The organism is Nocardia sp. NPDC019395, from assembly GCF_040632335.1.
Classification (GTDB): Bacteria; Actinomycetota; Actinomycetes; order Mycobacteriales; family Mycobacteriaceae; genus Nocardia.
This window is the reverse complement of the sequence record NZ_JBEYBT010000001.1, coordinates 1,393,236-1,414,064: the sequence shown is the minus strand read 5'-3', so window position 1 is coordinate 1,414,064 and position 20,829 is coordinate 1,393,236. Positions and strand designations below refer to the sequence as shown.

3 protein-coding genes are annotated in these 20,829 nt (G+C 67.7%); 2 read left to right on the top strand and 1 reads right to left on the bottom strand.

From position 1 onward, the window contains the following. The first annotated feature begins 514 nt into the window (after window positions 1-514). On the top strand, window positions 515-943 hold the full coding sequence (locus tag ABZ827_RS05825; RefSeq protein WP_357234534.1) for an endonuclease VII domain-containing protein: 429 nt from the start codon (window positions 515-517) through the stop codon (window positions 941-943). A 208-nt stretch (window positions 944-1,151) separates the two neighbouring features. Here the strand turns inward: ABZ827_RS05825 and ABZ827_RS05820 are convergent, their stop codons facing one another. Further along, complete coding sequence (locus ABZ827_RS05820; protein ID WP_357233204.1) at window positions 1,152-19,319, bottom strand: amino acid adenylation domain-containing protein; 18,168 nt, start codon at window positions 19,317-19,319, stop codon at window positions 1,152-1,154. A gap of 1,068 nt (window positions 19,320-20,387) precedes the next feature. On the opposite strand from ABZ827_RS05820, the gene ABZ827_RS05815 reads away from it, so the two are divergent. Beyond that, entirely contained in the window at window positions 20,388-20,822 is a 435-nt protein-coding gene (locus ABZ827_RS05815) for a Fur family transcriptional regulator (protein WP_357233202.1), read from the top strand. Window positions 20,823-20,829: the final 7 nt, after the last annotated feature.

Below are 20,829 nucleotides of genomic sequence, written 5' to 3'. Positions count from 1 at the left end.
AGACATCACCCACATTTCGTCACAATGACGAAATGCCCTCGGCCTGTGAGGAGTCGAGGGGGAGGGGCCGGTCACTGACCGGGCGGCTTGTCACCGAAACGGCATATCGTCACCAGTGGTCGGTCGTTTGTTGTTGCCGGTGGTGTGGGCTCGGCCGCCAGGCGGGCGCATCGTCAGCGGCACGGCCGAATCGGTCCGAGTTGACATAATCCCGCAGCGGATAGCTCGGTCGCGTGGGTTGGTCGCCGACGCCGGGTGTCCCGGACCTTCCGCTTGGCGGCGGAGATCCCGAACCGGCCGAGACCGGTTACCGTGCAGGAGGTTTGCCCGCCGGTGGCATTCCGGACGCGCACTCCCGAAGACTGCCGATAATCTACATTCTGTTAACTAGAATCCCACGGGGGTTGTCGGTGGCTTCTGTGAAGATGCTGACGTGACAAACCCACAAACCGCGGTTGACGACCTCCTTTTCCCCTGTTCAGGCGGCTGTGAGCAAGAGAAACCACGGACAAAAATGGTTCGGACGAAACCGCCGAACGCAATGTGTCACGCGTGTTATCAACGCGCCCGGCGGAGCGAGAACGCGCAGGATATTCGTCGCGCGAATCTTTGGGCAAAGTACCGGATCACACCCGATCAATACGATGAGCTGAGGACCGCCCAGGGGTATCGCTGTGCGATATGTGACGTTCACGAGAACGACATCGATACCACGCAGGTCGGCGGCCGCCCTCGCCGGGATGGCTCGAAGCTGCTGAAATCCCCTCTTGCTGTAGATCATTGCCACATGAGCCGGGCTGTTCGGGGCTTATTGTGCGCCCGGTGCAACTTGGGCCTGGGGGCATTCGACGACGATCCGGTCCGCCTGGCCGCGGCGATTGCGTATCTCGAGCGGAATGAGCCGCTGCTCGGTGCGATCAGCCCGCCTATAGCCGCACTGTGACGCTCGTTTTCCGCAGGTTCAGGAATGGGTGGTCTGCCGGGTGACACTGCCACCTCACCACCACCCAGTACGTACAACCTCGTCCGATTCCCGAGGTTCTCGGCTCAGGCGGGTCCCTACCCGGTGGTACGGGCCCGGCTGCCGGAGGCACGGATACTCAGACAGCGATCACCTCGCTTGCGCCGAGCGCCGGGGCTCCGCGTAGCTCTTATCGGTCGAGTAGTCCGTTCAGGATCCGGGTGATCTGGGCGATGGCCGCGGGTTCGGTCATCGCGAGGTGGGCGGAGTCGATATCGAAGTTGGAGATATGGCCGGCTACCACGCGCTCCCAGCCGCGGTGGCCGGTGGCGTCGTCTCGCCGGTCCGTTGTCGCGGTGAAGTACACCATGTCGCCGTCGAGCATCGGGGGTTTCCAGGCGGCGGCTGCCCGGACCGACTGGTTGTAGGCGTCGGTCATGCGTTCGATCATGGCGGCGTCGATGGCGATGCTGTCACCCAGGTACTGCTGGATCAGGTCGGCGGCTTCCTCTGCGGTCGCGTCGTCGTGCACGAAATCGATGCCGAGGACGGGGCCGAGGTTGCTGACCAGTTCGCCGGCGGTGACCGTCGAGACGGATTCGGTGGCGATACTGTCTACTTCGGCGTCCAGCACCGCGAGCAGCGCGACCTGTTCGCCGTCGGCGCGGATGCGGGCGGCGACGGCGTGGGCGATGACACCGCCGAGCGACCAGCCGAGCAGGTGGTACGGGCCGTGTGGCTGGACGGAGCGGATCTCGTCGGCGTAGCGTTCTGCGATTTCGCCGATCGTGCCGGGGCCGGGAGTTTCGCCGCTGATCTGGGGTGCCTGGATACCGTAGATCGGCCGGTTCTCGGACAGGTACTGGCTGAGGGTGTGGTAGGACCAGGCCAGGCCCGAGGCGGGGTGGATGCAGAACAGGGGCGCCCGGTCGCCGCTGGTGCGGATGGGGAGCAGGACATCGAATCCGAAGGCGGCGGGGCCGGTGTCCTCGTGGCCGGATGCCATACCGGTTTCGATGCGTTTCGCGAGGTCGGCGGGGCGTGGATCGGACAGGATCCAGCTGACCGGGACCTCGTAGTGGAGTTCCTTCTTCAGTTCGCTCACGACCTGCACCGATTTCAGCGAGTTGCCGCCCAGCGCGTAGAAGTCGTCGTCGGCGCCGACCCGGTCCATGCCGAGTACCTGTCCGTAGGCGCGGACTACTTCACCTTCCAGCCAGGACGACGGTTCCCGGTACTCCCCTACCGCGAGTACCGGTTCCGGCAGCCGTGAGCGGTCGAGTTTGCCGGAGGCGGTGAGGGGCACCGTGTCGAGCACCATCACGGTGGACGGCACCATATAGCCGGGTAGTTCGGTGGCGGCGTGCGCGAGAACAGCGGCGGTGTCGAGGGTGGCGCCGGTCGCGGGGACGAGGTAGCCGACGAGTTGGTCCCCGGCCGTGGTGGTGCGGACGGCGGTGATCGCGCGGGAGACGGTGGGGTGCTCGGCGAGGACGGCCTCGATTTCGCCGAGTTCGATGCGCAGGCCGCGGAGTTTCACCTGGAAATCGGTGCGGCCCAGGTATTCCAGTTCACCGTCGCGCCGGTGGCGTGCCAGGTCGCCGGTGCGGTACATGCACTGGCCGGTGGCGTACGGGTCGGGTACGAATCGTTCCGCGGTCAGGCCCGGGCGGGCATGGTAGCCGCGGGCGATCTGCGTACCGGTCAGGTACAGGTCTCCTGCGACACCGGGCGGGACGGGTCGCAGCAGGGCGTCGAGCACGTAGGCCCGGACGTTCCATACCGGTGCGCCCATGGGGACGCTGCCGGTATCGGCGTCGGTGACCGCGTGGGCGGTGGCGTGGAGGGTGAATTCGGTGGGGCCGTACAGGTTGTGCAGGTCGACGTCGGGCAGAGTGTGCCGCGCGGTGGCGACGACCTCGGCGCCGAAGGCTTCACCGCCGACGAGCAGGGCCCGCAGGGAAGGTAGCGAGTCCGCGGGGGTCGCGTCCGAGAAGGCGGCCAGCATGGACGGTACGAACGAGGTGACCGTGATCTGCCGCTCGGCGATGGTTTCGGCGAGGTAGGCGGGATCGGTGTGCCCGTCGGGCCGGGCGACCACCATCCGCGCCCCTACTGCCAGGGTGGCGAACAGTTCCCAGACCGAGACGTCGAAAGTCGCCGGGGTTTTCTGCAGGATCGTGTCGGCCGGTGTCAGGGCGTAGGTGTCGATGATCCAGTGCAGCTGGTTCAGTACCGCGCGGTGCGGTACGGCGACGCCTTTGGGTCGTCCGGTGGATCCGGAGGTGAACAGGACGTAGGCGATGTTGTGTGGCCGCAAGTGCGCGAGGCGGTCGTTGTCGGTGACGGGCGCGTCGTCGAAATCGGTGAGGTCCAGCCCGTCGAGGGAGGACAGGACGACCACGGGTGCGGCGGTTTCCAGCATGTAGTCGATGCGTTCGGCCGGATAGTCCGGGTCGACCGGTACGTATCCGCCGCCGGCGGCGTGTACCGCGTACATGGCGGTGACCTGGTCCAGGGACCGGCGCATATGCAGTGCGACCAGCGAGTCCGGGCCCACGCCGCGCGATATCAGCCATCGGGCCAGGCGGTTGACGCGTGCGGCGAACTGCGCGTAGGTGAGTTTGCCGGTATCGGATTCGATCGCGGTCCGGTCCGCGTGGGTCTGCGCGGCCCGAGCGAACAGTGAGGCGAGGGTTTCGCCGGGGTCGAGGGTGTGGCCGGTGTCGTTCCACCGGTGCAGAACGTCTTCTCGTTCGGCGGAGTCGAGCAGGTTGACGTCGTAGACCCGGTGGGTGGGGTCGGCGGCGAGTGCGTCGAGCGTCCGTTGCAGGCGGTCGACGATGGCGGTGGCGGTTTCGGCGTCGAAGAGGTCGGTCGCGTAGGTCACTCCGCCGGTGATGCCGGCGGGTGCGCCGGTGGCGTCGTAGGAGTCCGAGACGGTGACCTGTAGGTCGAACAGTGAGGTCGCGGTATCGGCTTCGATGGCGGAGGCTTTGAGGCCGGGTAGTTCGAAATCGGTGGTGGTGAGGTTCTGGAAGGCGAGCAGCACCTGGAACAGTGGGTGGTGGGCGTGTGACCGCACCGGGTTCAGTTCCTGCACCAGTCGTTCGAACGGGACGTCGGCGTGCCCGAATGCGGCGAGATCGGTGCCGCGGACGTGTTCGAGCAGTTCGGTGAACGACATATGCGGGGTCAGCCGGGTGCGCAGGACGAGAGTGTTGACGAACATGCCGAGCAATTCGTCGAGTTCGGGTTCACCGCGTCCGGCGTAGGGGGTGCCGATGGCGATATCGTCGGTATCGGCCAGCCGGGCCAGGGTGGCGGCGAGGGCGGCGTGGAACACCATGAACAGGGTCGTGTTGTGGGCGCGTGCGATGTTCTCCAGTTCGGCGTGGAGGTCGGCGCCGATGGTGATCGGGACATTCGCGCCCGCATAGGTTTGGACCGGGGGGCGCGGCCGGTCGGCCGGCAGTTCCAGTAGCGGCGGCAGGTCCGCCAGCTGTGCTGTCCAGTAGTCGATCTGGGCGCGCAGCAGCGATTCGGGGTCGTGTTCGGTGCCGAGTACGGTGTGCTGCCAGATCGCGTAGTCGGCGTATTGGACCGTGAGTGGCGCCCATGCGGGTGCCCGGCCGTGGACGCGGGCCTGGTAGGCGGTCATCATGTCGCGGGCCAGCGGGGTCAGCGATGAGCCGTCGCCGCAGATGTGGTGCATCACCACGGCCAGGACCCATTTGTCCGGGCCGAGTTCGAACAGCCGCACCCGGAACGGTACTTCGGTGGTCACATCGAACACGGTCGAGACGAGGCCGGCGATCGCGGCGGGGAGGTCTGTTTCGTCGATCGCGGTGACGGCCATCGGTGTGGTTCCGGTGGCGGGGAGGACGACCTGCGCGGGCTCGCCCGCCGTGTGCGGGTACACGGTGCGCAGCACTTCGTGCCGGGAAATCACGTCTTGGACCGACGCGTGGAGGGCGGCGACATCCAGTTGCCCGGACAGCTGGATGATGATCGGGATGCTGTAGGCGGCCGAGTCGGGTTCGAACCGGTTCAGGAACCACATCCGCTGCTGCGCGTACGACAGCGGGATATGCGCGGGGCGTGGCTGCGGGGTGAGCGCGACCCGGCCGGTATCGGCGTGTGATTCGGCGCGGGCGGCGAGTTTGGCGACGCTGGGGGCGTCGAAGATCATCGCTACTGGCAGGTTCATATCGAGGGCGGCGCCGATCCGGGCGGCGACGCGGGTGGCGACCAGGCTGTTGCCGCCCAGTTCGAAGAAATCGTCGTCGGCGCCGACGAGGCGGTCGAGGCCGAGAACTTCGGCGAACACGTCGGCCACGATTTCCTCGACCGGTGATGCGGGGGCGCGGAACTGTTTGGCCTGCAGGACGGGTTCGGGTAGTGCTTTGCGGTCCAATTTCCCGTTCGGGGAGAGGGGGATCTCGTCGAGGATCATGACGGCGGTGGGCACCATATAGGAGGGCAGCGCCTCGGACAGTTCCGCGGTCAGATCCTCGATCGATACGTCAGTGCCCGCGGGCGGCACCACATAGGACACCAGGATCGCCGGCCCGGCGCCTTCGCGGCGTGGCACGGTCACGGCGAACGCGACGTCCGCGCGGGCACCGAGTACGGTGTCGATTTCGCCGAGCTCGACCCGGTAGCCGCGGATCTTCACCTGGTAGTCGTTGCGGCCCATGAATTCCAGGTCGCCGGCGGTGTTCCAGCGCACGACGTCACCCGTGCGGTACATGCGAGCGCCGGGTTCGCCGTACGGGCAGGCGAGGAAGCGGGCGGCGCTGGTCGCGGTGCGGTGCAGGTATCCGCGGGCGAGTGCGGGGCCGGCCAGGTACAGCTCGCCGGCGACGCCGGCCGGTACGGGTTGCAGCCGGTTGTCCAGTACGAGTGCGTGCATACCCGGGAGCGGGGTGCCGATGGCGGGCCGGTCGCCGGGCCGGACCTGTTGTGTCGCGGTGGCGACCATGGTGGTTTCGGTGGGCCCGTACAGCACCCGGAATTCGCGGGTGCCGCTGCTGTCGGTGGCGGCCCACCGTGTGATCAGGTCTGTGGGGACCTCGTCGCCGCCGGACAGGACCACTTGGAGGTCGTCCAGTCCGGTGGGGTCGACCGATGCCAGTGCGGCCGGGGTGACGAAGGCGTGGGTGACCCGGCGGGACCGGAGGAATTCGGCCATTTCGTATCCGCCGTACATTCCGGCGGGGGCGATGACGAGGGTGGCCGCGCGGCTGACGGCGAGCAGGATTTCCAGCAGGGACGCGTCGAACGAGGGGGACGCGAAATGCAGTACCCGGGAGTCGGGACCGAGTTGGTGTTCGGCGCGTTGCGCGGAGACGAAATCGGCGACACCGGTGTGGGTGACGGCGACGCCTTTCGGCACGCCGGTGGATCCGGAGGTGAACACGACGTAGGCGGTGTTGGAGGCGCGTAGTGGCCGGAGGCGTTCGCTGTCGCTGATCGAGGTGTCGGATCGGGTCTCGATCTGTGCGGATTCCTCGTTGTCGTCGAGCACGATCCAGTCGAGGGATCCGGGGAGCTGGCCGCGGGCGGCCGATACGGTGACGCCGAGTGCCGCGTCCGAATCGGTGATCATCTGTTCGATCCGGCCGGCTGGGTAGCGGGGGTCGACCGGGACGTAGGGGGCGCCGGTTTTCACCACGGCCCACCAGGCGGTGATGGATTCGATGGATCGTCCGGCGGCGACGAGTACCGGACGCTCCGGTCCGGCGCCGCGGCCGATGAGGTGGCGTGCCAGCCGGTTCGATCGGGCGTCGAGTTGGGCGTAGGTCAGTTCGGTATCCGCTGATATGACGGCGGTGCCGGTGCCGTTGTCCTGGACGGCGGCAGCGAACACCTGCGGCAGCAGCGCGGGTGGCCGGGGTGCGCCGGTGGGGTGCGGACCGATCCGGGTCACGAGCCGGGCGTGTTCGTTCGCGTCCAGCCAGTCGATATCGCCGACCGCGGTCGACGGGTCGCCGGTGACGGCTTCCAGTACCCGGATGAAGCGCTGGACGAATCCGGCGGCGGTCGCTTCGTCGAACAGGTCCCTGGCGTACATCATGGTTCCCGAGATACCGTGCGCCGCTCCCCTGTCGCCGTAGTTGTCGGCGAGTACGAGTTGCAGGTCGAATTGGGACAGTCCGGTGTCGACGTCGGCGCGGGAGACCACGACGCCGGGGAGTTCCATATCGGCGGTCGCCACGTTCTGGAACGCGAGCAGGACCTGGAACAGTGGGTGCTGGGAGTTGGATCGTTCCGGGTTCAGTTCCTCCACGACGCGTTCGAACGGTACGTCGGCGTGTTCGAATGCCTGCAGGTCGGTTTCGCGGGTCCGGGTGAGCAGTTCGGTGAACGGTTCGCCGCCCTCGATCGGGGTGCGCAGGGCGAGTGTGTTCACGAACATGCCGACGAGGTCGTCGAGGCCGGGTTCGCCGCGGCCGGCGACGGGGGTGCCGATCACTACGTCGTCGCTGCCGCTCAGCCGGCCGAGTACGGCGGCGAGGGCGGCGTGTACCGCCATGAACAGTGACGAGCCCCGGGAGCGGGCCAGTTCGACCAGGCGGGTGTGCAGTTCGGCGCCGATCTCGACCGGTACCCGGCCGCCGGCCAGGGAGGCCGCGGACGGGCGGGGCCGGTCGGCCGGCAGGTCCAGGTGATCGGGTGCGTCGGCCAGTGTGGTGCGCCAGAACTGTAGCTGGGTAGACAGCAGTGATTCGGGGTCGTCGCCGGAGCCGAGTACCTGCCGCTGCCACAGCGCGTAGTCCGCGTACTGGACAGCAAGGGGTTCCCAGTGCGGGGCGTTACCGGTGACCCGTGCCGCGTAGGCGGTCATCACGTCCCGGGCCAGTGGGCCCATGGACTGTCCGTCACCGGCGATGTGGTGGACGACCAGGACGAGTACATACTGTTCGGTGCGGTCGTCGTCGGCGCCGAGTTCGAACAGTCCTACGCGCAGCGGGACCTCGGTGGTGACATCGAATCCGGTGTGGACGAATTCGCCCACCAGGTCCGGTGCCGAATGCGCGTCCACTCGCAGTGTTCGCACGGGGGTCGGGGGTTCGTCCAGGATCACCTGGCGGGGTTCGCCGGCGGTTTCCGGGTAGATCGTGCGCAGTACTTCGTGGCGTGCGACCACGTCGGCGAGGGCCGCGCGGAGGGCTCCGGTGTTCAGTTTGCCGGTGAGTCGCAGCATGACCGGGATGTTGTAGGCGGCTGATTCCGGTTCGAACCGGTTCAGGAACCACATCCGCTGCTGCGCCAGCGACAGCGGTACGGGGTCGGGGCGAGGGCCCGCGGTGAGTGATATGCGGCCACCACCGCGGAGTGATCCCGCGTGCCGCGCGAGCCCAGTGACGGTGGGCGCTTCGAACAGTGCCCGGACCGGTACCCGGACGTCCAGGGCGGCACCGACCCGCGCGACCACCAGCGACGCGCTCAGCGAATCGCCGCCGAGAGAGAAGAAGTCGTCGTCTGCGCCTACCCGGTCCACGTGCAGGACTTGAGCGAACGCGTCGGCGACTACTTCTTCGAGAAGTGTTGCCGGTGCCCGGAATTCGCGGACGGTGAAAACGGGTTCCGGGAGTCGTTCGCGATCGAGTTTCCCGTTCGAGGTGAGCGGCACGTCGTCGAGAAGTACGACCGCCGCGGGCACCATATAGGTGGGTAGCGCGTCGGCCAGTGCCGTATGCAGCTCCTCGACCGATACTTCCGAGCCCGGGGCCGGGACGACATAGGACACCAGCCGCACCGGCGACCCTTCGGCGCTGTGGCCGATGGTGGCGGCGAAGGCGATATCGGCGCGCGCTGCCAGGAGCGTATCGATCTCGCCCAGTTCGACTCGGGTACCGCGGACTTTCACCTGGAAGTCATTGCGGCCCACGAACTCCAGATCGCCACCGGTGGTCCACCGCACGATATCGCCGGTGCGGTACATCCGTTCGCCCGGATTCCCGAACGGGCAGGCCACGAACCGGGCCGCTGTCGTGTCCGGCCTGTCGATATAGCCTTCGGCCAGGCCCTCGCCGAACAGGTACAGTTCACCGGCCACACCGTGAGGCACCGGCCGCAGCCAGGTGTCGAGGACGGTGGCCGCGACGGGCCCGACGGGCCGGCCGATCGTGATGGGGATATCGGCGCTCACCTGGCCGGCGGTGGCCCAGATGGTGGTTTCGCTCGGCCCGTACAGGTTCACCATCCGGCGTTGCGGCGCCCACCGTGCGACCAGTTCCGGCCCGACCGCTTCACCGGCGGTCGCCAGTACCCGCAGACTGCCGAGACCGTCCGCCGGGACCGTGGCCAGCGCCGACGGTGTGATCACCACATGGGAGATGTGTTCGCGCCGGATCAGGTCGGCCAGTTCGCGGCCGCCGTACACGTCCGGGGGCGCGACGACCAGCCGGGCGCCCGACCCGTGTGCCATCAGCAGCTCGAACAGTGAGGCGTCGAAGCTGGGCGAGGCGACCTGCAGTACCGTCGATCGCTCGTCGACGCCGAGCGTGCGGCGCTGCGCCGCGACGACGTCGGCCAGGCCGCGGTGACCGACCACCACGCCCTTGGGGGTTCCCGTCGAACCGGATGTGTAGATCACGTACGCGCTTCGGTCGAGAAGGATGGGTGCGCCGCGTTCGGCGCCGGTGATCGGTGCATCGGATTCGGCCGCGCCGGCGCGGCGGGTTTCGTCGTCGTCGAGGACCACCCAGTCGATGTTGTCGGGCAGGTTTTTCCTGGTGGCGGTATCGGTGACGCCGAGGGTGGCCGTCGAATCGGACAGCAGGAACTCGATGCGCCCGATCGGCAGGTTCGGGTCGATGGGTACGAACGCGGCCCCCGCTTTCGCGGCCGCCCATATCGTGACCACCCACTCCATGGACCGCGGGAGTGCGGCGGCGGCGATTCGTCCCGGGCGTCCGCCGCGCCGCAGCAGGACCCGGGCGAGCTGGTTGGACATTTCGTCGAGACTTCGGTAGGTCAGGGTTGTCGCACCGTATTTGACGGCGACCGCATCGGGTGCGGCGGCCGCGGAGCTCATGAGGATTTCGGCGAGGGTGCGCGGATCCGGGTGTTCACCGGCCGGTTCGGGCCGGGCTGGTGCGTGTTCGTCGGGTAGCGCGATATCGCTCAGCCGCAGGGACGGTTCCCGGGCGAGGCGATCCAGTAGTCGCGTGAAGCGGCCGAGTATCCGGTTCGCCTGTTCGGCGTCGAATTCGTCACGCAGGTACCGGAGGGTTATCTGCAGGCCTTCGGCGCCGTCGCGTTTGGGGGCGACGACCAGGCTCAGCGGGAACGGGGTGGCGTCGACACCGGTGATCTCGTCGACCTGCAGGCCCGCGGATTCGACGAGCTGCTGCAGGGCGGGCCGGTCGAGGGGGAACGATTGGAAGGCGATCGCGGTGTCGAAGAGTTCGGTGACGCCGGCGCTGCGGTGGATATCGGGCAGGCCGACGTAATGGTGGTCGAGCATGCGGGCGTGCTGGTCCTGGATGCGGATGAGCAGCTCGTGCAGTGTCGCGGTGGGATCGAGCCGGACGCGGACGGGGACGGTGTTCAGGAACATGCCGAGTGTCCGATCCACCTGCGGTAGTTCCGGTGGCCGGCCCGATACCGCGGAACCGAAGATCACATCGGTTTCGCCGGTGAGTACCCGCAGGTTGATCGCCCAGGCGGCGGCGACGGCCGTGTTGACGGTGACGGCGGCGTCCGCCGCTATCCGGCGCAGGTCGTGGTAGCGGTCCGCGGGCAGTTCCGTGTTGACTTCGGCCGCTGTGTTCGCGGCCGCGCCGGTTCCGCGGGCGACCCGGGTCGGTGCGTCGACATCCGAGTAGGCCTGTGCCCATGCGGCTTTGGAGGTGGCGAGGTCTTGCCGGTCCAGCCACATCAGGTAGTCGCGGTAGGAGGGGGCGGGTTCGCCCGAGCCGATGAGATCGGGCGAACCGTAGTATTCGAGCAGTTCGCGCATCAGTAGCGGCATCGACCAGCCGTCCAGGATGACATGGTGATTGGTGACGAGTAACCGGAAGACGCCGGGGTCGCTCTGGATGAGAGTGAAGCGGATCAGCGGCGGGGTGGTCAGGTCGAAGCCGGCGGTGGCGTCGGCCGTGGCGATATCGGTGGCCGATCGCGGATCGTCACCGCGGGTGAGATCTATTTCCCGGAACGCGGCGTCGGCGTGGTCGAGGACGATCTGGCACGGGCCGCTCGCTGTTTCGACGAACGCGGCGCGCAGGATATCGTGCCGGTCGATCAGTGCCTGGGCGGCGTAGCGCAGGCGTTCGCCGTCGATGTGGCCGGAGAACCCGATCGACGTCTGCACGGTGTAGTTGTCCGCGGTATCGGGCGCGAACGTCGAATGGAAGTGGATACCGGACTGCATCGGTGACAGTGGCCAGACGTCGGACAGGCCGTCGTACTGTTCCCGCAGTGTCTCGATATCCGGCGGGTCGAGCGTGACCAGCGGGAATTCCACGTGTTCCGCGTCGCGCCGCGCGGCGGGCGAGGGCTGCTCGTCCGCGGCGGCCGTATCGGGGCGGGCCGCGACGGCGAGCGCGGCCACTGTTTTGCCTTCGAACACATCGCGAGGAGTCAGGATCAGTCCGGCGGTTTTGGCGTGTGCCACCAACCGCATCGAGACGATGCTGTCGCCGCCCAGGGTGAAGAAGTTGCTGTCGGCCGAAACGTTTTCCAGTTGCAGCACTTCGGCGAACAGGCGCGCCATCACCTGTTCGGCGGGGGTCGAGGGGGGCCGGCCCGCGGCCGCTTCCGCTCGGAAGGCGCGTTGCCGTAATTGTTTCCGGTCGATTTTGCCGGTGGCGGAGACGGGCATCGCGTCGAGTTCGACGATCGCCGCGGGGTTCATGTAGTGGGCGAGGGTGCGTTCGAGGTAGTCGTGCAGGGCCGGTATGTCCACCGTCGTCTCCGGGGCGGCGACGATATAGGACACCAGGATCGGTTCGCCGGCGGGCCCGGTCTGCGCGACCGTGGCGACATTGCCGACCGCGGGGTGCCGGGCCAGATGGGCGTCGATCTCTCCCGGTTCGATCCGCAGGCCGTGGATCTTGACCTGTTGATCGTTGCGGCCCAGATATTCCAGCTCCAGCCCGGTGCGGCCGCGGATCCAGCGGACGGAATCGCCGGTGCGGTAGATCCGCTCGCCGCGGTCCGAGCCCGGGTCCGCGACGAACCGCGATGAGGTCGTACCCGCCCGGTCGAAATAGCCGCGGGCCAGGCCGGGCCCGCCGAGATACAGTTCACCGGCTACCCCCACCGGCACCGGCCGCAGCCACATATCGAGAACGGCCACCGATACGCCACGGATGGGCCCGCCGATCGTCACCGGTTCACCGGGGCGCAGGGTATCGGAGCCGGTCGCCCAGATCGTGGTTTCCGTGGGCCCGTAATGGTTCATCAGCCGGCGTCCGGGCGCCCACCGGTTCACGGTGTCCGCGCCGGTTGCCTCACCGACGACCGCGACCGCTCGCAGTGACGGCACCTGCGCCGGGTCCATGGTGTTCAGTACGGACGGGGTGATGATGGCATGGGTGACCTGTCCGGCGCGTACCAGCTGCGCCAGATCCGTTCCGCCGTACACGTCCGGTGGCGCCACCAGGAGGCAGGCGCCGCTGCCGTGGGCGAGCAGCAGTTCCGAGACGGAGGCGTCGAAACCCGGTGAGGCGACCTGCAATACCGTGGAGGTCGTATCCGCCGCGAAGGTTTCGGTATGGGCGGTGACGAGGTTCGCCAGGCCGCGGTGGCTGACCTGGACCGCTTTCGGGGTGCCGGTCGAACCGGAGGTGAAGATCATATAGGCCGTATTCGCGGGCAGCGGCCGGCCCGCCGGAGCCGGCGGGTGGCCGGTATCGTCCGCGGCGTCCAGCAGCAGCCAGTCGACCGTATCCGGAAGGTGTTGCGCGACAGAGACGGTCGTGACACCCAGGCTGCTTCGCGAATCCGTCAGCAATTCGGCGATCCGGTCGGCGGGATTGGCCGGGTCCACCGGTACGAACGCGGCACCGGTTTTCGCGACCGCCCAGATGGCGACAACCAGTTCGATCGACCGTGGCAGTGCCAGGGCGACGAATGTTTCGGGGCGGGCGCCGTGCCCGGTGAGCCGGGAGGCGAAAGCGTCCGCGCGCTGTTCCAGCTCACGGTAGGTGAGGGCGGTATCGCCGTACCGGACGGCGACCGCATCCGGGTAGGTGCGGGCGGTGGTGGACAGGATGTCGTACAGCGTCCGCTCGGCGGCCGGTGCGTCGCCGCCGATAGACAGCAGTTCGGCCCGTTCCCGATCGCGGCACGAGGAGACCGCGGCCGCGCGTGTGCCGGGATCGGTCACCAACTGGGTCAGGATCAGCTCGAATCGTTCGAGCAGGGCGCGGGCTTCGGCCGCGTCGAAACGGTCGGTCGCGTAGCGCAAGGTCACCGTGTAGGTGCCGGAACCGGTGGTGTCCGGGCGGCCGTCCCGCGTCGGCCGCGGCGGGGTGACCTGCAGGCTCAGCGGATACGGGGTGGCATCCTGGGCGTCCACGTCGAGGAGCCGCAAACCGGCTTCGTCGAGATCGCGGGCCAGGCCCTCCCGGTCGAGCGGATAGGACTCCAGCACGGTGACCGTGTCGAACATATCGCCGATACCGGTGGCCTGCTGTAGTTCCGCGAGTCCGATATGGCGGTGGTCCAGCATCGAGGCCTGCTCGGATTGCACGCGGACGAGCAGGTCGGCGACGGACTCGCGGGGGTCCAGCCGGACCCGCACCGGGAGCGTGTTGATGAACAGGCCCACCATATGTTCGACGCCGAGGATCTGCGGCGGGCGATGCGACACCGTATTGCCGAACACCACATCCGAGCGTCCGGTCAGCACGGTGAGCAGTAACGCCCACGCAACCTGGATGGAGGTGTTGGCGGTGACACCGTGGGAGCGACCCAGTTCGAGCACCGCGGCGGCGGTGGCGGGGTCGAGGTCCAGGCCGACGTCTCCGCTGGGCGCGCTGACCGTCCGGTCCGGGCGGCCCGCGACCCGTGTCGGGTTCTCCACCCCGGCGAGCATCCGCTGCCACGCGGCGATCGAGGTATCGCGGTCCTGAGAGTGCAGCCACTGCAGATAGTCGCGGTAGGAGCGCGGCGGAGCGACCTCCCCGGCATCACCGTCGGAGGTGTACAGCGCGAGTAGCTGATGGATCAGCAGCGGCATCGACCAGCCGTCCAGCACGATGTGATGGTTGGTGACGAGCAGCTGGTACTCGGTGGCTCCGGTGCGGATCAGATGGAAACGCAGCAGCGGCGGCCGGGTGGGGTCGAACGGTGCCGCCTCCTGCTGCGCGAGACGCCGGAGTTCGCGCGCGCGTTCCTCGTCGCCGATCCCGGCGATATCGGTTTCGCGCCAATCGACCCGGACGCCGGCGGCGACGATCTGGCGTGGCCCGTCGCCGCTTTCCACGAACGCGGTCCGGAGGCTGTCGTGCCGGTCGATCAGCGATTGCGCGGCCTGCCGCATCCGCCGCGTATCCACCTGACCGGCGAGGGTCAGTGCTGCCTGCACGATATAGCCGTCGTCGCTGTCGTGGTCGTAGACGGCATGGAACAGCAGCCCGGATTGCAGGGCGGTCAGCGGCCACACATCGGTCATCGACGGGTAGTCCCGCGACCAGTGGTCGATATCCTCCTGCGATACCGGGACCAGCGGGAAATCGGAGGGGGTGAAACCACCAGCGGTTTCGGTGCGGGCGTGACCGGCCAGCCCCCGCAGCGCCCGCACCCACAGCCCGGCGAGTTCCTCGATATCGTCGACGCTCACGATCTGCGCGGCGAATTCCCAGGTGGCGTCGAGTTCGAGCCCGTCGGGACCCGGTTCGGCGATCGCGTTGACATCGATCACGGCGGGCAACGTCATCCGCGGATCGCTCGTCGCGGTCAGCGAAGTGAATTCGGTGGTGGGTGTCCACGCCCCCGAGAGATCGCGGACACCCACCCGCCCCAGATAGTTGAAACTGATCTGAGGCTCCGGCGCTCCCCCGAGTTCGGCGCCACCGACGGGATCGAGGCAGCGCAGCATTCCGTAGCCGATCCCGTTACCGGGTACCGCGCGCAGCTGTTCTTTGACCTGTTTGACGGCGAGGCCCGCCGCCGGGCCGCCGGCGAAGGCGTCCTCGGCGTCGACACCCGGTAGTTCGAGCCGGACCGGGAATCGGGTGGTGAACCAGCCGACCGTGGCGCTGAGGTCCGCGCCGGGTACGGCGTGTTCCTCACGGCCGTGGCCCTCCAGCGAGATCAGTTCGCCGTCGGCGGGCACGCCGCGGCGGCGCCGCCATTCACCCAGAGCCAGCGCCAGCGCCGCGAGGAGCGGGTCGTTGGCGCTGCCGTGGAAACGGGCCGGGATGGTGGTGAGCACCGCCTCGGTGATATCCGCCGGGATCCGCAGCCGGACCCGTTCGGCCGTGGCCGCGGTATCACGATCCGGGTCCAGGCGCCGTGATCCGAGTAGCGGATCGGGATGGGCGAGAACGTTTTTCCACCGGTCCAGTTCGGTGGCACGCCGGTCCGGTGCCTGCTCGGCCAGCCCGTGCACCCAGCGCCGGACCGAGGTGCCGCCGGAACCGATACGCGGGTCGTCCCCGGCCGATATCTGCTGCCAGGCCTGCGCGAGGTCGGCGAGCAGGATCCGCCACGACACCCCGTCGACAGCGAGGTGATGCACTACGAGCCACAGCAGGTCCGGGCCGGTGTGATCCCGCAACCAGACGGCTCGGACGAGGACACCGCCAGCGGGGTCGAGCTGATCGGCGGCCGCCTGCAGGTTCCTGTCGACTTCGGTGGCGTCGCGTTCGCGCAGCGAGACCTGGGTGAGGACCGCGGCGGCGTCGACGGAACCCGGGTCGAGGACATCGATATACCGGTCGCCCGAAGGGGTTTCCCGCAGTGCCGCGCGCAGGATGTCGTGCCGGTCCAGCAGGGTCTGGAGTGCCCGCACGAGATGTGCGTGGTCCAGGTCGTCGGGCAGCTCGACAAGAGTCGCCTGCGCGAACCGGTCGAAATGACCGCGGTCGAGCATGGCGTACACGATGGGCGACAGCGGTATCCGCCCGACACCGCCACCGGGCAGTTCGGCCAGGTGCGGGGTGCCCGCTTCGGTGGCCATCGCGGCCAGGCCGGCGACCGTTTTGTGCTCGAACACATCCTGGGTGGAGAACCCCAAACCGACAGCCTTCGCCCGGGCCACCAGCTGGATCGACAGGATGCTGTCCCCGCCCAGCGCGAAGAAACTGTCGTCGGCCCCGACCTGCGGTACCCCGAGTACTTCGGTGAACAGGCCGGCCATCAACGTCTCGCGGGGAGTAGCCGGCGCGCGACCCGGCGATACGGAACCGAACTCGGGCTCGGGCAGGGCCCCGCGATCGAGTTTGCCGAACGCGTTCACCGGAAGGATGTCCAGCGGCACGAGCACCGCCGGGACCATATGGGGAGGCAGGGTCGAGCGGGCGAAACGCTGCAGTTCGGGCAGATCTATGCGGCGGCCGCCGACCGGGACAACATACGACGCGAGAACCGTCGCGCCCGCTTTGTTCCGCACGGGGATCGTCACGGAGAGGTCCACGTCCGCGTGGCCGGTCAGCGCCGCGTCGATCTCGCCCGGCTCGATCCGGTAGCCGCGGATCTTGACCTGGAAGTCACTGCGCCCCATCAATTCCAGCGTGATTCCCGCGCCCGCACCGGCCCAGCGCGCGATATCGCCGGTCCGGTACATCCGCTCACCGGGGTCGCCGTACGGGTCGGCGACGAACCGGGCCGCCGTTTCGGCGAAACGATGGTTGTAGCCGCGCGCCAAACCCGGACCGGCCAGATACAACTCCCCGGCGGTGCCCACCGGCACCGGCTGCAGGGTCCGGTCCAGCACCATGGCCGATACGCCGCGGATCGGGCCGCCGACGGTGAGTTCACGATCGGGTCGGATGGGCGCGCCGGCCGCGGTCACTGTGGCCTCGGTGGGGCCGTATTCGTTGAACATCGACCAGTGCTGAGTCCACCGCTCGATCACGTGTGGCGGGCATACGTCACCACCGACCACGACCACCCGCAGGTCGGTCAGCGGCTGCGGGTCGACGGTGGCCAGCATCGCCGGAGTCAACGTCAGATGGGTGACGTGCTGGTCGGCGAGCAGATCGGTGAGCCGGTCGCCGCCGATCACCTCCGGGGGGACGACCACCAGGGTGGAACCGTTCGCGAAACAGGTCAGGAACTGTTCCAGGGAGGCGTCGAAACTGGGTGACAGCGCGTAGGAGACACGGGAGGCCGCGTCGATACCGTAGGTTTCGCTGCGGTCGGCGATCAGGTTCGCGAGGCCGGTATGGGTGACCTGAACACCTTTCGGCACACCGGTGGAACCGGAGGTGTAGGTGATATAGGCGATATCGACCGCCCGCAACGGGCGCGTCCGCTCCGGGTCGGTGACCGGCGTGCCCGCGAGACCCGCGCAGGACCGCAGTGTCTCCGGATCGTCGATGACCACCTGGCGCGTGGTCCGCGGCACCCGTCCGCGGGTATCGCCGACGGTGAGCGCGACCCGGGCGCCGCTGTCGGTGACCATATGCTCGATCCGCGGCATCGGGTATTCGGGATCGACCTGCACGATCGCGGCCCCGGTTTTCGTGACCGCCCAGGCCGCGACGATCGATTCGACCGAGCGCCGCAGAACGATCGCCACGGCGGTCTCCGGGCCGCAACCCAGCGCTGTCAGATACCGCGCCAGCTGGGACGATCTGGTGTCCAGCTCGCGGTAGGTCACCGTATGCGCGTTCGCGACGACAGCGCTCGCGCCCGGGTCGCGGTGCGCGCTGTCGCTCAGGATATCGGGCAGCAGCAGGGTGCCGGTGCCGTCCGCGCCCCGGACGGGAAGTAGCGCGGCCCGCTCGTCCGCTTCCAGCAGCGGCAGCCGGCCGACCGAGCATTCGGTTCCGCCGGCGAGGAACTCGCGCAGGAACATCAGGAACCGCGTGTGATGGCCGGTGAGCTCGGCCGTGCTGTACACATTCGGGTTGCCCTGGAAATCGATATGGGTGCTGTCCTTACCCGCTCCCGGATAGATGTTGACGAACAAGTCGGCGGTCGGACCGGAGGTGAGGACGTTCAACCGGCCGGTCGTCGGGCCGAGCACGATCTCGTTCTCGACCATCATGAGGTTCACGGCCGGCCCGAACGACGCGGCCTCGTCGCGGGCGATCCCCATATCGTGGAAGATGTCCTCCTGGCGGTAACGCTGCCGCCGCAGAGCACTGGTCAGCTCGCTCTGCGTGGCGTCGATCAATTCGCCGACGCTGTGCGCGGCGACCGGGATCCGCAGCGGAACCACATTGGCAACCATGCCCCCGGACTTCCGCAGAACAGCGGAGTGCCGGCCCGATACCGGCAGGCTCAGCAGCACCTCGTCGCTGCCGGTCATCCGGCCGAGATAGGCGGCGAAGGCCGCGACGACCACCGGGGTGACGCTGGTACCGCGCTGCACCACGACACTGTCCAGCAGTCGCGCGGTCTCCTCCGGTAGGGCCGCGCTGACGAGCGCCGGGTGGATGGTCGGTTTGGCGACCCGCCCGGCGAGGCTGACAACGGGTGGCGCGCCGGCGATATGTTCGGTCCAGTAGTTGCGGTCGTTGTCGAAGCGTGTCGAGCCCCGGTACGCCAGATCCTGCTCGATGATCTCGCCGAGATCCTTCGCTGTCGACGCCGGCGCCCGCTCCCCCGCGACCGCGGCGTTGTACAACTCGGTGATCCGCTGCAGCATCGTGACCGCCGCGAAACCGTCGAGCACAATATGGTGGGCGCGCTGGTACCACAGGTAGTGGTGCGAGCCGACCTGGAACACAACACATTTCATGAGCCGGTCGTGCAGCAGGTCCAGCGGCGCGGAATAGTCCTCGACCATCAGGTTGTGGGCGGCGGCGACCGGGTCCGCCCGGTCGCGCAGATCCACCACCGATACCGGCGACGGGAGGCTTTCGTCGACCAGCTGATACGGTTCGCCGTCGACCTCGATCAGGCGCACATGCGCGGACCCGAACTCGCGGCCGGCGGTCGCGCACGCCGTGACGAGGGCGTCTGTGTCCAGTTCGCCGTCGACCTCGACGTATTGGGCCACCGATATCGGTGAGGATCCTGCCAGGTGCTGGGCGAACCAGATCCCCCGCTGGGCCGCGGAAAGCGGGAGTGCTTCGCCCGCCCGCGGGTCGGCCGGCGCGGACCCGTTGTGTGCGCGTGAACCGTTACCGGGAACCGGGTGACCGGCGAATTCGACCGAACCGTACCGTACGGGCACCGGCTCTTCCTGGTTGCTGTCGAGGTTGCGCTCGGACTGGGTCACCTGACCTGACCTCCCTGATTTCGTATCTCAGAAGACAGCCGATATTTCGGCCGCCCACTGGTCGCAAAATTGGATAACCCCGCGTAGACGAATTAGATTTCGCAAAATTGTCATGAAACGTCGATCAGACCGAATTGATACCTTTTTATGGCGGTTTTGGGCGAGCGTGGCAGTTTGTGGTGAACCCGTAATAAATTACGTTCGGAAATTGAGACCTGACGGTTATGGATTTTGTGTAACGCCCTGTGGGGTACCGTCCGATTACGGGCATGCGCCGACCAGGGGGAAGCCAGGTGGCCTCGGATGGTCATCAGGTTCCGCCCTGCTTACGGATTGAGGTGTTTCCGCCGAACCCGGCGGTTCCATGGCGGCCGCACGACTGACCCGACACCTCCGTCCGGGGCGTAACGCACACCCTCGTGGTTAGGTATTTGCAGGTCAGCGCGCCGACCCGGCCTCGATTCGAGGACAGGCGCAGCGGGCGGGAAGCAGACTCTATCGGAAGTCATTGGTTGCACTGGATCGCCTTCTGGGATGTGGCGCATCGATTTACCAGTCAGTTCCACCCGGAATCAGCCGACGACACTGTCGCCGAATTCGCATTGTGGATTCCCCGCAACCCCGACAATTGGAGGATTCGTCTGTCTTGCCGATCTGCCGTTTCGGCAATCGGACCGGCAGTCGCCGGAACGCGGTTGCGATCTCGACGACCAGCTTGAGAAGGCAATGATAAGCAAGTTTCAGCGACAGGCGCAATGGGCATTCCAGCATTGCCTGTTCTGCCCGGAGGTGGCGCGTTCGAAATCGCGCGCTGTGGGTTACCTGTTCAGTTCATGGACAGTCGTCGATTCGGGCTCGGCCCCGCACGGATATCACCGTATTTCTCGACGTACTCGTGAACGGCCGCGGCGGGGTCGAGCGAACCCCGGTAGCCCGCCCCCTCCCGAACGGGATGGTTCTGCCCTGCTGGATGCTGCGCGGATCGTACCGGTCCGCCGCCGGATCCGGAGCTTATCTGGATAAATACCGAGACTTGATTGATTCCAGAAAAGCGGTAGGCTTCCTGGCGTGACCACGACCGCCGAGTTCGAGAACATGCTGCGCGATGCCGCGCTGCGTGTGACCGCACCCCGGCTCGCGGTACTGAACGTGGTGCACGACCAGCCCCATTCCGATACCGACACGATCATCGGTCAGGTGCGCGAAACCCTGGGCGCGGTTTCGCATCAAGCCGTGTACGACGTGCTGCGCGCACTGACGACAGCCGGCCTGCTGCGGCGCATCCAGCCCACCGGATCGGTGGCCCGCTACGAAACCCGGGTCGCCGACAACCATCACCATCTCGTGTGCCGGTCCTGCGGCGAGATCGCCGATGTCGATTGCGCCGCCGGACCGGCACCCTGCCTGACCGCCTCCGACGACCACGGTTTCACCATCGACGAAGCCGAGGTCATCTACTGGGGCCTGTGCCCCGCCTGTTCGTCATCTCCCAGCCCGAAATGACCCCTGT

Excerpts from the sequence above, each read along its gene's own strand:
- ABZ827_RS05825 (WP_357234534.1), top strand. The coding sequence starts at position 515 with ATGGTTCGGACGAAACCGCCGAACGCAATGTGTCACGCGTGTTATCAA.